The sequence below is a fragment of the bacterium genome, assembly GCA_020444065.1.
Lineage (GTDB): Bacteria > Sumerlaeota > Sumerlaeia > SLMS01 > JAHLLQ01 > JAHLLQ01.
On sequence record JAHLLQ010000003.1, the window covers coordinates 554,967 to 569,481 of the forward strand.

14 protein-coding genes are annotated in these 14,515 nt (G+C 60.1%); 8 read left to right on the top strand and 6 right to left on the bottom strand.

Translation table 11 applies throughout. The annotated features are described in order from the left end of the window. Window positions 1-35: 35 nt before the first annotated feature. The 3 genes from KQI84_09985 to KQI84_09995 form a co-directional block, all read right to left on the bottom strand. Window positions 36-1,754, bottom strand: a complete 1,719-nt coding sequence (locus KQI84_09985) for a hypothetical protein (GenBank protein ID MCB2155206.1) — start codon at window positions 1,752-1,754, stop codon at window positions 36-38. A 126-nt stretch (window positions 1,755-1,880) separates the two neighbouring features. Beyond that, window positions 1,881-2,483 (bottom strand): hypothetical protein, encoded by a 603-nt coding sequence (locus KQI84_09990; GenBank protein MCB2155207.1) that lies wholly within the window; start codon window positions 2,481-2,483, stop codon window positions 1,881-1,883. A gap of 16 nt (window positions 2,484-2,499) precedes the next feature. Beyond that, complete coding sequence (locus KQI84_09995) at window positions 2,500-3,018, bottom strand: DUF4920 domain-containing protein (GenBank protein MCB2155208.1); 519 nt, start codon at window positions 3,016-3,018, stop codon at window positions 2,500-2,502. Between the two features lie 183 nt (window positions 3,019-3,201). On the opposite strand from KQI84_09995, the gene KQI84_10000 reads away from it, so the two are divergent. Continuing rightward, window positions 3,202-4,164, top strand: a complete 963-nt coding sequence (locus tag KQI84_10000; GenBank protein MCB2155209.1) for an aminoglycoside phosphotransferase family protein — start codon at window positions 3,202-3,204, stop codon at window positions 4,162-4,164. 3 nt (window positions 4,165-4,167) lie between these two features. Here the strand turns inward: KQI84_10000 and KQI84_10005 are convergent, their stop codons facing one another. Next, window positions 4,168-5,172 carry a TlpA family protein disulfide reductase gene (locus KQI84_10005; GenBank protein ID MCB2155210.1) on the bottom strand — a complete coding sequence of 335 codons (1,005 nt, stop codon included), beginning with the start codon at window positions 5,170-5,172 and terminating at the stop codon, window positions 4,168-4,170. A 193-nt stretch (window positions 5,173-5,365) separates the two neighbouring features. Here KQI84_10005 and KQI84_10010 point away from each other — a divergent pair, with 193 nt between their 5' ends. Further along, window positions 5,366-7,012 carry a tetratricopeptide repeat protein gene (locus KQI84_10010; protein MCB2155211.1) on the top strand — a complete coding sequence of 549 codons (1,647 nt, stop codon included), beginning with the start codon at window positions 5,366-5,368 and terminating at the stop codon, window positions 7,010-7,012. Window positions 7,013-7,093: 81 nt separating this feature from the next. On the opposite strand, the gene ugpC is transcribed toward KQI84_10010, so the two are convergent. Next, window positions 7,094-8,203, bottom strand: coding sequence for a sn-glycerol-3-phosphate ABC transporter ATP-binding protein UgpC (gene ugpC / locus KQI84_10015; protein ID MCB2155212.1), 1,110 nt, complete (start codon window positions 8,201-8,203; stop codon window positions 7,094-7,096). A 484-nt stretch (window positions 8,204-8,687) separates the two neighbouring features. Here ugpC and KQI84_10020 point away from each other — a divergent pair, with 484 nt between their 5' ends. The 6 genes from KQI84_10020 to KQI84_10045 all read left to right on the top strand — a co-directional run bounded on the left by KQI84_10020 (window position 8,688) and on the right by KQI84_10045 (window position 13,808). Then, window positions 8,688-9,530 (top strand): hypothetical protein, encoded by an 843-nt coding sequence (locus KQI84_10020; GenBank protein ID MCB2155213.1) that lies wholly within the window; start codon window positions 8,688-8,690, stop codon window positions 9,528-9,530. A gap of 43 nt (window positions 9,531-9,573) precedes the next feature. Next, complete coding sequence (locus KQI84_10025) at window positions 9,574-10,044, top strand: RidA family protein (GenBank protein ID MCB2155214.1); 471 nt, start codon at window positions 9,574-9,576, stop codon at window positions 10,042-10,044. Window positions 10,045-10,110: 66 nt separating this feature from the next. Next, the gene (locus KQI84_10030; GenBank protein MCB2155215.1) at window positions 10,111-10,797 is read left to right on the top strand and encodes a hypothetical protein; all 687 of its coding nucleotides are present in this window, start codon (window positions 10,111-10,113) and stop codon (window positions 10,795-10,797) included. A gap of 98 nt (window positions 10,798-10,895) precedes the next feature. After that, complete coding sequence (locus KQI84_10035; protein ID MCB2155216.1) at window positions 10,896-12,020, top strand: polysaccharide export protein; 1,125 nt, start codon at window positions 10,896-10,898, stop codon at window positions 12,018-12,020. Between the two features lie 25 nt (window positions 12,021-12,045). Then, complete coding sequence (locus tag KQI84_10040) at window positions 12,046-12,945, top strand: hypothetical protein (protein MCB2155217.1); 900 nt, start codon at window positions 12,046-12,048, stop codon at window positions 12,943-12,945. Next, window positions 12,942-13,808, top strand: a complete 867-nt coding sequence (locus KQI84_10045) for a hypothetical protein (GenBank protein MCB2155218.1) — start codon at window positions 12,942-12,944, stop codon at window positions 13,806-13,808. The genes KQI84_10040 and KQI84_10045 overlap by 4 nt, the downstream gene beginning before the upstream one ends. Window positions 13,809-13,865: 57 nt before the next feature. Here KQI84_10045 and KQI84_10050 read toward each other — a convergent pair whose 3' ends face one another. Then, window positions 13,866-14,471, bottom strand: coding sequence for a prepilin-type N-terminal cleavage/methylation domain-containing protein (locus KQI84_10050; protein ID MCB2155219.1), 606 nt, complete (start codon window positions 14,469-14,471; stop codon window positions 13,866-13,868). Window positions 14,472-14,515 lie beyond the last annotated feature (44 nt).

Genomic DNA, 14,515 nt, shown 5'->3' on the forward strand with positions numbered 1-14,515 from the left:
CGGCCTCTGGGGGCCGGCGCGTTGTTGGGTTGCTCTCAGCTCTGTCCCGGAGCGCAGAGGCATGAGCTTGTAGGCTTTTCATTCACGCGTTTCCATGCCTTGGCGAGTTTTGCATCGATCATTGCGGCCTCGTCGTCTTTATCTTGCGCTTCCAGCGCCAGCTTCAGTCCGAGAAGCGACCAGCCATTGCCGGGGTGGTCTTTCTGATCTTCGCGATAAAGCCGTTCCGCCCATTCATGTTCGCCCTGTTCCATCAGCAGCGCGCCCATCGCGTGGCGCACGGGGATCATCCATCCCGGCGGTTCGTCGTAGACGAGTTGATCTTCATACTCGACGCCCTTTGCCAGCGCAGCCCACGCGTCATCGAACCTGCCTTCGCGGTACGCGATCTCGCCTTCCAGCATCTGGTGCGCGATCGGGATCACGTCGTGCGCCTTGTTAGAGAAGATCCACCAATCCTGCGGGACCTTCTTCACCTGCGCTTGGAATCGCACTTGTTCGAGACGTGCTTCGTCGATATGACCCGTCGCAGCCTGCGCAATTCCGCGCGCATAGTAATGAATCGCCAGACAAAGCGGACGGTTTTCGCCGGGCGCTTCTTCTTCCAGGATTTGCTCCCACTTTCCGAAGCGAATCATGGCGTGATACTTCGACGGCACGATGCCTTCGATCAGGAAAGCGAATTCATCCAGCACCGGATCGGGAATGGCCTTCTCCAGCTTGCGCGCCGATTCCAGGGCCGGCTCGTAACGTCCTTCCATCATCGAGGCGAAACACAGGAAATGCAGGTTGTGTGCGTGATAAACGTAGTAGACTCCTGGATTCGTTCCGACGCTGAAGAACTCCGCGTCGGCTTCCAAGGCATCTTCATTCGCCGTCACTGCGTCGGCATAACGTCCAACGCGCGCGTACAGATGCGACGGCATGTGAACCAGGTGACCGGCTCCGGGAACGCGCGCCCGCAAGCGATCAGCAGCGGCCTCCGCCCGCTCCGGGTGAGGACCGGCTTCCATCGCGTGAATATACAAGTGAGCGACCTGCGGATGATCGGGGTATTGCGCGAGCGATTGTTCCAGCGCGCCGACGAATTCCGCGGTCCGGAACTTGGGATCGCCGTCGGACGTCCAGTAATCCCACGGCTGCAGGTTCATCAACGACTCGGCGAACTGCGATGTCACATCGGGGTTGTCTGGGTATTGCTTGTGGGCGTCTTCCATGGCGGCGGCGAATGCTTCGTCGTAAGGACGCTGTTCCGGCGGAACGGGCCATGCGGTTCGCGCGGCCACAGCATGCACGAGGGCTTTCTCAAGCTCTGATTCGTTATCCAGTTCCGCGATCGCCCGCAGGGCAGCCTCGCGGGATGCCTTCCATTGTTCTTCCGTCATTTGAGGAACGTTGATGTGCATGCCGTTCGCATACGCAATTCCCCACCACGGCATCGCGGCGTGGGGATCGAGCGCGGCGGCCTCGGTGAACGAACGAATCGCTTCGCCGTGGTTAAATCCATAGAGCAGCACGAGGCCCTGATTGAACCATGCCTGCGCTTCTTTGGACGATGTTGTTATCGGGAAATTGTAGGTCGTCAGCGACTCGAGAAGCTGCGATCCGGTTGAGCCGGGGATCGGATCAGGGAGGGCTTTCTCCGCCGGAACGGACGAGCAGCCGATGCTCAAAGCGAGAGCGGCAGACAGCAACCACACAGACAAACAATTCCACCGCAACGGCGCGAAGCCGCCAAGTGTTGAAGAACGCATGGATATACCTTCCTTAGCGCGTTATCGAATAGGATTATTCAGCGTTCTTCTGTTTCGCGCCCGGGACAGCCAATTGCAAGTGCTTATTAATTGTGAAGAAATTCTCAAGAAGGCCGATCCGCCTTTTTATTCCTCGATCTGGAACCAATCATCCCCTTTGTGTTTGATATGTTGAATCAGGATGTAGAAGGCGAAGAACGGAAGCCATGGCAGAACAACACACTGGAAGATATAGCCTGGGATGCTGTTTGCTAAGCCTGTCATCATCAGGATTGGCATTGCGCCGAGATAGATCCCCTCAAGCAACGCAAAGCATCCCCACGTCGAAGCGAGGAGGCCTCCGTAGCTGCGAATGGACCTGGCGAAAATGAGACAGATGGTAGCCAGCGAGAAGTACCCCCCGATTCCGCGTGTCAGCACATCGGCGCAAAGAATGATCCAGGTGATCGTATCGAGTTCGGGATTGTACGCCTTGTACACAATGATCTCGATGGAATTCCATAGCGTGAACGCAGCGCCAATCAGACCCCACAGAAAGAACCACCACTTCAGTCGAGAGATCACCTTGCGGCGGAAGAAGACCCACGCCGGCGTGAGAGTCGCGCGGTGTGCGGGATCGCGGGCTGCTTCCATGCCGCGCAGAATGGCAGCCCAAAGAGGCATCGCGACCACTACCGCGAGCGGCAAAACCCAGAATGTAAACCAATCCCCCCACCCGACTAGACTCATCTCAATTCCGACTCCCTCACTCCTCCATTTGATCTGCCGTTGGATCGAGTGTTGCCCCGTCGGAGATCATGACGCCTTCCGCGATCAGGACGTACTCCTTCTGCGGGCCGATGATCTTGGCGATCTCCTGTGCAGAAGCGCCGCCGTCCTTGGCGTAGTGACGGGCCCAGTCTTCCGGAATCTCGGTGGCTTCCAGCGTGCCGCGCACAAACGTGCGATGCCCCGCGGCGTTGCGGGGGACGAGGTACCCGGTCGAGCACATATCGGAAGCCGTGAAACGCACGCGCGCCGTCTGCTCGCCGTCCTTCAGGATCATCCAGCATCCCATCGAGGCGCAGACTTCGGCGATTTCCGCATCGACCAGAAGATCCTGCGGTCCGCTTTCGTCGACCATTGCGATCGCATCGGCCAAGGCGACCGGCTTCTCCACGACCAGCGGGGCCCCGAAGGCAGCGTAGTCGGCGGTGTTCGGTGCAGAGGCGCACCCGATCATCAGAATCGCAAGGGCCACGAGGCCCAGAAAGGTCTTCTTCATTGGAACATCTCCCTCTTGGAATGTAATAGAGGATTTCTCCGGGCAGTCAACACGGCGCAAGTGCAATAGGTCGTCATCGCGCCGATTTCGGCGACGTCTTTTTCTGGCCCCGATAATGATTCGGCTTCACGCTCTTCAAACGATCTCCTTATGATGCCCTCACTTCTCTGCCGGAGCGCCCGCATGGCCCGTCCACAGTTTGTGACGCCGGAAGCCCAACGCTATATCGACCAGCGCCTGCCCGCGCTGGTCGGCGACACGGGCGCGCCCGAGGTTGTGATCCCGGCGACCGGAGTAAACAGCGAGTGCTACATTCTGCGCTATCCGCTCGGCGGGCATTATGTTCTGCGAGTCTTCGAGCGTCCCCGTCTCCATTCGGCCTACCGCACGGTGATGCTGCTGGCGGCGCGGCACGAGTTGCCGATGCCGCGGATGGTGGCGTCGGAGCAGGGCCTGTTGATCCGCATGCGATACAGCCGCACGTTCCTGCTGGAGGAATTCGTGACCGGCGAGCTGCTGATGGAGGCCGGAGTTTCGGACAAAACGATGGCGCCCGTCCTGGATTCACTCGCCCGGATGCACGATGTGCGTGTGCAGCGATGGGGCTATCCGAAGAATCTGAAGACCGGCAGCTACCGCAACCAGTGTCTCGGCCGCGTCGAGCGAATTCTGGCAGGCATACCAGCGGACTCGGAAATCCTGCAGCCAGGCGAGGCCGACAAGTGGGCCGGCTTTGTCCGCGTGCAATGGCGCAACCTGCCCGAGCCGGAGGACTTCTGTCCCGTGCATCATCACCTGGCGCCGGACGATATCATGATTTCGCTGGACCAGCAGCGTGCGATGTTCCTCGACAATGGCGCGCTCCGGTTTGGGCACTTCGCGCACGATTTGGAAGACGTTCTGGCGTGGGGAATGGAAGACGGCAAGCTAGAGCGCGAGGCTCTGAAGGGAGAGTATTTTAAGCGCCGCAAGACGTTGCCGGCCGGATACGACTATACGCCGATCGAGCCCTTCTTTCATGCCGAGCACTGTCTGAAGAAAGTCCGCTCAGCGCTGCGCAAACTCGGACGTGGGGATACTCCGCAGCGCGCCGTCGCCGAGATGCACGCTGAGCGGATGCGCGAAGTCGTGGCGTCCGTGGAGTAGCGCCTATTCCTGCGGCGTTTTCCCCGCCAGCAAATCGTCAAGCACACCATCCTGCGCCAGCGTCATCGGATGGCCCTGCCAGACAACAATGCCCTCGGGATTCACGAGGAAGGCCTGCGGGATTGCCGTGATTTCCAGTTCGGATTTTGTCCGCGCGCGTTCGTCGATGCCGATCGGATACGTGAAGCCCTTCTTTTCGACGAACGGCTTCACCCTGTCGAGTGGCTCGTCCGAGACCGAGTAGATCACCAGACTGTCTTTGTGGGACTTCGAGAGTTCCTCGAGGTGCGGCATCGAGGCGACGCACGGCCCGCACCACGTCGCCCAGAATTCCATCAGGATGAATTTGCCTTCGACATCTTCCGGCGGCTTGTTCACCCAGGTTTCGACAATGAGTTCCGGGGCCTTCTCGCCGATCATATCTCGCGCGTATTGATCTTCGCCCGACGCGGCGAGGCGCTTGCTCTTTGTCAGCGATTCGGGAATTCCCTCGCCCGCCAGGACGCTTTCGGCGACAAGGCGGAATTCGGCTTCGCGGCCAGTGCGAAAGCCCGCGTGCTGGTAGACGACATTACCCGCCGAATCCAAAATGATCGTGCGCGGGACTCCGACGCCGTCTTCTGCGAACAGCTCCGCAATTGTCCGATCCGGGTCAGGGACGATTGGGAATGTCAGACCATAATCGGCCGCGTATTGGCGAGCCTCATCCGGCGTGGCATCGCGCGCAACGCCGACGACGCGGAGGCCTTTCTCCTGCAACGGCACCCACAGGAATTCCTCCAGCGCTTTCAGCGAGTCTTTGCAGTGGTCGCTCTCGCAGGCGAACACATGGATCAGTGTCGCCTGGGCCCCGGCGCGACTGACGAAGTCATCGCCCGCAACCGTCTCGGCCTTAAATTGCGGAATGGGTTCCCCGACCGTTGTCAGGAAATCGCGCTTCGCGGCGCTGGCGCTGGAGGCGGAGAGCGCCATCAACAACGCGATAATAGCGAGACAGGCATATTTCATGGGGCGCACTCCCGTTCTGGACTCCTGTGTGTCTTGAACCAGATGTCAACGCATCGGCCAAGTGGAATTCGAGCTCGTCACCATCGGCGGTGGGTCTGCGTCATCGGATTCTTGATTTGCCTTGATTTGGGTTTGTCCCGGCGCAATCGTGTCTCAGAGAGAATACTGAATCAATCCACGTTGGGACCAGGCGATGAGCACGTTCGATCCCGAAGCCCAGGGACACGATCCCGAGTTGGAGGAAGTCCTCTCGGGCCTGAATCGGTCGGTTTTCATGCGCGAAAGCCAGCAGGCCGCGCGTGCCTACGAGCGACTGTTGTCTATCCGGCCGGGATTTGCCCTCAGCGGGCCGCTGCAATACGACCTCGCGCGGCTTCTCGAACTGGGCAACGAGGCCCGCCTGGCCCTGCACGCCTACGAGCAGATCATCGCCAACAACCCCGAGCACCAGGCCTACAACCCGAGCCTGAAGGGCGCGGGGCACCTGGCCCATCGCCTGCGCCAGTATCACAAGTGCCGGATGTACCTGGAGCGCTTCCTGGAGAGCGATCCGATTACCCCGGAACGTCGCGACGCCGAGGAGATTCTGCAGCGGTTGCCCGACGGTAAGGGCGTTCCGTCCAAGAAGAAGCGCGATTTTGCCTCCGCGTCGACCGAGCGTGGCGTACGCGACGTCGAAGGCGTCTTGCGCGAGTCGGACGATCCCAGCGGCGATTCCGTGATCGCGTTCGACTCCGGGCCCGAGGAGCCGGCGCCCAAGAAAGCCCCGGCCGCTCCGCCGGCCGCGCGGCCGCACGCCCAGACAGATTTCTTTGGAACTCCGGACACCGAACGGGAAGGCGACGACGATACGAGCCGACCGGAGAAGGCCGAGGCGCCGAGCCTGTTCGAGTTCAAACCGGAAGATACCTGGCAGCCTTCTGCCGATCCCTACGGCGAGACGCCGCCGCTCTCGATCACATCGCGTCGGCTGGGATCGCCGAATCCCTCTTCGCCCAATGCCGTCAAACGGGATGATTTCGAAAAGGAAGAAGAGCCGGAGCCGAAGGAAACTGCGCCGCTGCCTGCTCGGACGCCGATGCCGCTGAACCTGCGGGACGCGGATGCGCCGGAGACTCCAGAGCAGCGCTACTACCGCCTGCGAAGTTCGCAGTTCGCGCTGATCCTGCCGTCGGGCAAGCGCATCCATCTCGATGTCGTCGCGGACATGCTGCAGGAAATCGAAGGCATCACAGAGGAGGAAGCGAAGAAGGCCGTCATCGTGCGCAAGGGCGTGATCATGGATGCCTTGACGCTGGACGACCTCGTGGAGGTCTGGCCGAAGATCAAGGGCTATCGCCAGAAGATGGAATTCGTCGCCGTGGATCGCGCGCTGCGGCCGTACGAGCGCTTCGATGTGCTCGGGATGGAGATTCTGGATCCGGGTCTGAAGCTGACAACCAACAAGGGCATCAAGAAGGCCCGCTGGGAAGACGTGCAGTTGATCAGCACCGCGCGTTTGAACCGCAAGCCAACGATCGATCTCTTCTCAAACCTGCCGTGCAAGCACTACAGGCTTTACTCGGAGACGTTCAACTTCCGCACGACCGGAATCGAACCGCCGTCCGACAAGAACATGGCCTATCGCGAATTGCTCGACACGATTTCGTTCCGCTGTCCGAACGCGATTCGTTCACACACCGTGGAGAACTTCCTGACCGGCCGGAACATGAAGCCGCAGAAATTCCCCAACGATGCGGAGTTCGATCAGTACAACCTGTGGCTGCTCTTCGCGCATCATGCAGAGCCGGTCGATGCGGACGAACTCTGTCGCATGGCCGCCGCAACGTCGGACTGGTAGATTCCCAAACAGAATCTCAAAATGAAACCGGGGGCACCAATGGCGCCCCCGGATGTTTGTTTGCAGTGATGTGCACCTGGATCAGGTCAGGGTCTCTTCCGTTTCCGGATGGAAGAAGTGGACCTTGCTCATGTTGATGAAGAGCGGGCGCATCTCGTCGATCTCGGCTTCGACGTGCGGGCCGACGCGGGCGACGAACGGGCTGCGGCCAGTGGTCAGGTAGAGGTAGAGTTCGCTGCCCATCGGCTCGATGATTTCGATGCGGGCCTGGATCTCGGCCACCGGGGAGTTGGCAGGCGCTTCGTCGGGCGCGTGGAAGTCTTCCGGCCGCACGCCCATGGTCATCGGGCCCTTCGGCACGTTCTTCTCGCGCAGCATGGCTGCCTTTTCCTCGGGGATGTCGATCGTGAAGCTCTCTTCCTTGAACTTCAGCTTGCCGTCTTCCTCGAGCAGTTCGCCGTCCATAAAGTTCATCGGCGGGGTGCCAATGAAGCCGGCGACGAACTTGTTCGTCGGGTGATCGTACAACTGGATCGGGTCGGCCACCTGCTGGATGATGCCGTCCTTCATAACGACGATGCGGTCGCCCATGGTCATGGCTTCGACCTGGTCGTGGGTCACGTAAATCATCGTGGACTGCAGGCGAGCGTGAAGCTTGCTGATCTCGACGCGCATCTGCACGCGGAGCTTGGCGTCCAGGTTGGAGAGCGGCTCGTCGAAGAGGAACACCTGAGGCTTGCGGACGATCGCGCGGCCGACGGCGACGCGCTGGCGCTGGCCGCCGGACAGGGCCTTCGGCTTACGTTCCAGCAGGTTCTCGATACCGAGAATCTTGCTGGCGTCGCGCACGCGCTTGTCGATCTCCGCCTTCGGGAAACGCCGCAGCTTCAGACCAAAAGCCATGTTCTTGTAAACGGTCATGTGCGGGTAGAGGGCGTAATTCTGGAAGACCATCGCGATATCGCGGTCCTTGGGCGGAACGTCGTTCACGACGCGGTCGCCGATGCGGATCTCGCCTTCGCTGATTTCTTCCAGTCCGGCCACCATTCGCAGGGTGGTGGACTTACCGCAGCCGGAGGGGCCGACCAGAACGAGGAATTCCTTGTCCTGGATTTCCAGGTTAACGTTATCCACGGCCTTCACGTTGCCGGGATAGACCTTCGAAACGTTCGTCAGGGTAACTGATGCCATGAGTCTGCCTAGACGCTTGTGGAGTTGCCGGGTCGCCCGAGGGAAAGGAACGTTGCTCCAGGTGGCTGGGCGCCCGATTGGAGCGTACAAAAGGCAATCAAGACGACAGACGGGGGGCGACGCAAGCAGAACAACGCCCCTGGGGCATTCCTGAAGGGGAATCTGCGACATCCGGGGTTGTTATCGAATCCCAGAAATGGCGTTTACGAGTGTGTACGACCCCTTCGCCCCCTCCGGGGACGCGGCCAATTACGCGGGGGATCAGTTGGACGGCCCAGGTGGTTCGGCTTGTCCGCCGAAGCGCGAAGCGCGAAGGAGGAAGGGGACCAAGAGGCCCTAGAAGCTCGCCGGTTGTGAATAATCGTGTTGTGGCCTTGCTCGATTCCTGCTTCAATCGGGCATCATTATGTCATGCTCCAATTCGTAGAGGTACCCGATCCCGCGACCGAGCACATCGAAAAAGGCCGAAAGGAGGATCGATCCGGTGGGAGTTTTCGCCCATTCGACAGTTCTTTACATCAGCGATAAGGACCAAGGTCGACTTATCGCAGGGGCCATGCTCAAGAGCCCCCATTCCCTGGTGTTCACGCCCCCTTACGGGTCCTGGATGAACGTCTACCTGCCCCTCGGTCTTTCTTACAAAGACATCCCTGAATTGCCCACCAGCACCGCGATCGAGCTGAATTGCTACGACAGCGAAGGGCTGGATGTGCGCCTCTTTACCTCTGACCGCATTGCGTTTATGTTCGAGAGCGGTTGTGGCGACGTGGGTGAGGAAGAAGACGAGCTGCTGGAGATCGCCTCCGGCCTTTGGGAGAAGGAACAGGATGGCGACGCCGAGCAAATCGAGGTCGCCGCGCCCGCCGATGGCGAGGGCGACGAAGCCGTCACCGAGAAGCGCAAGAAGACTTTCTGGGACCTGTCGCCGGAAGATCAGGAGAAGTACGTCTCGCAGGCCCGCAGCAGCGGCGAGTTCAAGAAATTCGTGGATTCCTCGACGTCCGAGGACAATATCCCGGATGTCGCACCATTTGCACCGTTCCTGCCAGAAGGACGCACCCTGGACGAGTTGCAGGTGCTGCTGGGCGCGATCGCGAAGCGCCTTCACGGCCCGCCGACCGACGTCAAGGAGCTTGAGTCGATCAAGAAGTGGATGGACGGCAAGGATCACTCGGACAATGCCGAGGATTACTTGCAGGCCGTTGCCAACTTCCTGGATGTGCGTGGTGGTGTCTGGAGTCTTGAGGCTCTTCAGGAGAAGATGGCGGACAAGATCGATCGCCGGATCATCTCTCTGGATGCCGTCAGCCAGCCGCAGACCGACTGACGTTTTCTTCGTTCCCGCTCACTGATCCTCTGGAGGCATGCTCATGTCGAAGATCGAAGAGAAACTGAAAGATTTGGGTTTTGAGCTGCCCGTGGCGGCAAAGCCCGTGGCGGCCTACATCCCTGCCATCCGTGTTGGCAACCTCGTGATGACCAGCGGCCAACTGCCGACCATCGATGGCGAACTCCATCATGTCGGACACGTGGGTGGCCGAGTGCTGCCGGCCGAGCGGGCGGCTCGCCAGGCGGAACGCGCCTGCCTGAATGCACTGGCAGCAGTGAAGGGCGTGATCGGCGACCTGGACAAGATCAAGCAGATCGTCCGCGTCGTCGTGTACGTGCAGTGCGAAGCGGATTTTCATTCTCAGCCCGTTGTGGCGAACGGCGCGTCGGAACTGCTGCTGCAGTTGTTCGGCGAAGATCGCGGGCGGCACGTGCGATCCGCCGTGGGCACAAATGCGCTGCCCTTGAACTCGCCCGTGGAGCTGGAACTGACTGTCGAGGTAGAAGACTGACCCCACAGCCGCAGTACCGAACAGCAGGTGTTCTCACACCCGACCCCCGCGGGAGCTGACGAAACCATGCGAAAGAGCGGCGTCTATCGTTACTTCCTGGCCGGCCGAGAGATCGGCCGGGAAATCTGGTCGGCCAAACCCGAGGGCGACGGGTTTCATTACAAGGCCGACGTTGTGCGTCATGACGTGCGCACGGAGACGTACCTGACCGCAGACTACGACGGAAATCTGGTGCGCGCCAGCATGACTCGCACGCAGCCGGACGGCACGCGCTCCAGCGTGAACTACGACTTCGCCGACGGGCAGTTCACCGCCAGCGCGCGTGATCGCTTGAACAATCGCAGCGAGCACGGCCCGTGGGACTGGCCGACGGATGCGGTCTTCAACGCGCACTCCATTTGCACGCTCAGTGAGCCCTTGCGCCGGCACCGTTGGGAGGTTGGCCAGGAGGTACGCTTCCCCGTCTTCATGATGCCACGCTCGGGCCAGGATTTGATCGGGCGGTTTGGCTACGGCATGATGCGCCTGGACCAGGAAGTCATCACACGCGTCCCGACAGGCGATCTGCCGTGCCGGATCTTCACCGCCTCCTTCTCGCGACTGAGGCACTGGCCGTTCCACCACAAGCTCGTCTACGATCTGCAGGGTGTCTGTCACATCGCCACCGGTGGCGCGATGCGCTACGAGTTGATCGAAATGGAAATGTCCGATCAGCACACGCCCCTGCCGATCCGGATGAAGTCCGAAGGTTGACGCGACACGCCCGACTGCTTTCCCCCATCCCCATTGACGCCCGATGCTCTCGGATCGTCCCATGTCGACGGATGATACTATCTTCGTGGAGTACTCGTATGGCGAAGCGCGGGCTGTTGATCTGGCTGACGATTCTAGCGGCGGTGGTTCTGACCGGTTGCGTGCGCGGACCGGGCAGTCCGTACGTCGGTCCGCCGCAGGGCACGGTCGAACCCACGGAGCGCGCTCGTCTGCGCAAGCTGGTCAATGACCCGGAACTTCATTTCGTTCGGCCGGACGCCTACCGCATTGGCCCGGGCGACATCATCAGCATCCGCATGGTTGGCAAGCCGGAGCTCTTCGGCGAGAAACCGTCCGATACGACGGGCGAGTTTGAGATTTCGCAAAGTCCGCTGCTAACTCTGCCCTTGGTCGGGCCGGTCGCCGTGCATGGCAAGACGGCCGCGGAACTGCAGAGCCTGCTGACCGAACGCTACACCAATTACTTCGTCGATCCGATCATCGTCGTGACGATCAAGTACCACCACCAGAACCAGGTCACGATCGTGGGCAGCGTCGCCGAGCCGGGGCGCTATCCATTGGAGCCCGGCGATTCGCTCGTCGACGCCATCTACAAAGCGGGCGGACTGACGTTCGGTGGACAGACCGGCGGCCTGGCGCCGGCGCCGCAGTTGATTCTCTATCGCGAGCGCATCCCGCAGCAGGAAAGCCTCGTGATGGAGCCTGAGGATCTGATTCGCAAACTGACGCAGGAAGACGGGCGCATTCGCACGCATGACGAATATCACGTGCCGATCGCCGACTTCCTGTTCCGTGGCACGATGGAGTACAACATTCCGCTGCGCCAGAACGACATTGTTTACGTCGTGCCGGCCGGCAGCGTGAACGTGCTCGGCCGTGTCGACAAGCCGGGCGTGGTATTTCTCGGTCCGTCGGTGCGAACGATCAACCACGTGATCAGCGCGCGCGGCGGCATGCGTTACGGCGCGGCGTCGTACGTGGAAATCGTGCGCATGGACGAGGATGGCAATCCGACGTCTTACTACGTGAATGCGCGCCGCACGGCAAAGCGCTCCGAACCCGATTTCCTCGTGCGCGACGGCGACGAGATCTACGTCTACACGCACCCGTTCCGCGCGGTGTGCGAGTATCTCGGCAAAGTCCTCGGGGCCACCACCAAGGCCGGCATCACAGCCACCTACAACCCGGTGGGCGGCATCTAGCCACCCCCGGCGGGGGAGAGCAACATTGCGGGAAGAGGAATCGATTGTTGGTAGAACGGCGCCGCGCTTGCCGTGGTATCTTCCGGCGACACTAACCGTGTGGTCCCGCGCTCTGGCCGTCTTCGCACTGGTGCTGCTCTATGATCTCTTCGGGAATCCAATACACCATCACCGGCAATATTACCGTTGGCGTTGTTCGCGGACGCTGTCCGATGCGCGTTCGATCGCAACGAGCGTGGAAAGCTTCCATGTCGACGCGGGGCACTACCCGCCGATGCTTCCCGGCAGTCCAGGCAACGGATTGAATCAACTGACAACTCCGACGGCCTACTTGACGTACTTGCTTCCAGACGCAAGCGGGGCTCCACAGGCGACGAGGATTTCGAACGGCGCCATCCTGGCAGGTCTGCTTCTGTTGTTCTGGATCGTTGCCGCTTACTTTGCGAATCCATTCCACCGACGAATGACAGAGGAGTTCCTGGAGAAGTCGACACTGTCACCCCTCGATCGCAGATTGCGGTTCATGCTGCGACGGAATCTCGCTATCGACTCACTACTCGTGGCGCTGATGTTTCTCGGCATCGCCGGATACTGCCTCAAGTTCCGGCCCCCACCCGGATACGATTTCAGTGAACCAGTTCCGATGTTGTATGCAACGGACGAGGCTTCCACCTGGTACATCTTAGGTGGGCGCGGGCTCGATCGCGACATCGACTTGCCGTTGTTCCGTGGCGATCAAGTTCCGACGCTCAGTACGGAAGAAGTGGCGAGACAACTCCTCGCAAATCCACAGTATATCTTTGATCCCACTAATGGGATGGAATCGAGCGGAGACATCCTCTGGCTCTGCGAAGGAATTCATGAGGCCAAACATCAGCTTGAAAGGAATGAGGGCAGAGAGAAAGGGTCGAGGATGGGACGATGAAAGAATCCACGCCACGCGAAAGGGAACCGAACGCGAGCTTGCCGTGGTATCTTCCGGCGACAAAGATCGTGTTCCGGGTTTTTGTACCTCTCATCGTTCTTATGATTCTCATCGATGCTCTGGCTCTCGATCCGATGGCGGCCGAGCAGGCAGACCAATACCCATCAGTCGCGAGGCTCAGATCGGATGCCAGAGTGCTGCAGACTGCCCTGGACCAGTACCGCTCGGATCTAGGGCGATACCCTCCTTCGATGCCAGGGGTTCCTTTCGGGGGGCTGACGCTGTTGCCCACGCCCATCAACGAACGCATGGCAACACTGCCCCGTGATCGGAGCATTATTACTCGCCCGTCATCCATGCTGGAGGCATTCTGGCCATTCGTACCAGCGTTGTTTCTAATAGAGATTATCGGTCTTGGGGTCCTTTTTAGAAGAGGGCACTGGCTCGCTGTCCGTTCGGGCAATCAAGAAGCCCCGGATTCGTTCAGCGATTCAGATTGCAGATCGACAATGCGACGCAATCTCGCCGTCGATTCTCTCCTCGCTGCGTCGATGATCTGCGCTGTCCTGACCTATGGCTTCATGCTATTTCCAAAGCCTGGCCACAACGCACGAATTCTTCCAGCGGTCTCGTACGCGACAGACTCTGATTCCACTTGGTTTATCATCGGAGGTCGTGGTCCTGACTGCGATATAGATTGGCCATTGCTGAAGGGCGATCAAGTTCCAACGCTCAGTACGGAGGAAGTGGCGAGACAACTCCTCGCAAATCCACAGTACACGTACGACCCCACAAACGGGACGGTTTCGAGCGGAGATATCTTTCGCGTCAGCGATAATATTGACACACTGTTGGGAGATTGATTCCTGGGAGCGCCGGCTTCCAGCCGGCTGATCGTCCCGGATCGCATCGGCGAAACCCTAAAACCGCGCGAACCGTTGGCTGGCGATGATATCGCCGTCGGAGATTGTCCCATTGGTGGGATCGTACGCTGTGTCGTTTGCCAGATCGAGTCGATCGCGATCGGGGCCTGCGCCGGCCTGGATCCAGATTCCGTACTCGTCGCGCGTTTGCGCGATCACGGGCGGCGCGGCGGGGCCCATGAGGGCTTCGAATTGATCCAGGTTGGTGTAAAAGTAACGCGCCCAGAATTCCTGCCAGTCTGACTGCGGCGCGTCGCTGCGGAGAACGAACGGGTCTTCCAGCAAATGCGTCACGTACGCCAGCGGCGTCGTCAGGCATTCCGAAAGGAACTTGTGACTCGGGGCGCCGGATGGCGAGATGTGCGGATTCTGAATCGTGCCGTTTGCGTTCAAGACGCCATACTGAGGATAGTCGTTCCAATCGACGGCGTAGGCTTCGATGCCTGTGCGCAGCGTTCGCATGTCGGCCAGGCAGCGGCTGACTTTCGAGCGCGATTGGGCTTCGAGGAAATTCGGGACCGCGATGGCGGCCAGGATGGCGATGATGGCGACGACGATCAGAAGCTCGATGAGCGTGAACGCGCGCCGTGGCTGAACCTGCATTGTGACCCTCCCCAGGGTACCTTGTTTTTCTGTCGGCTCTTTCC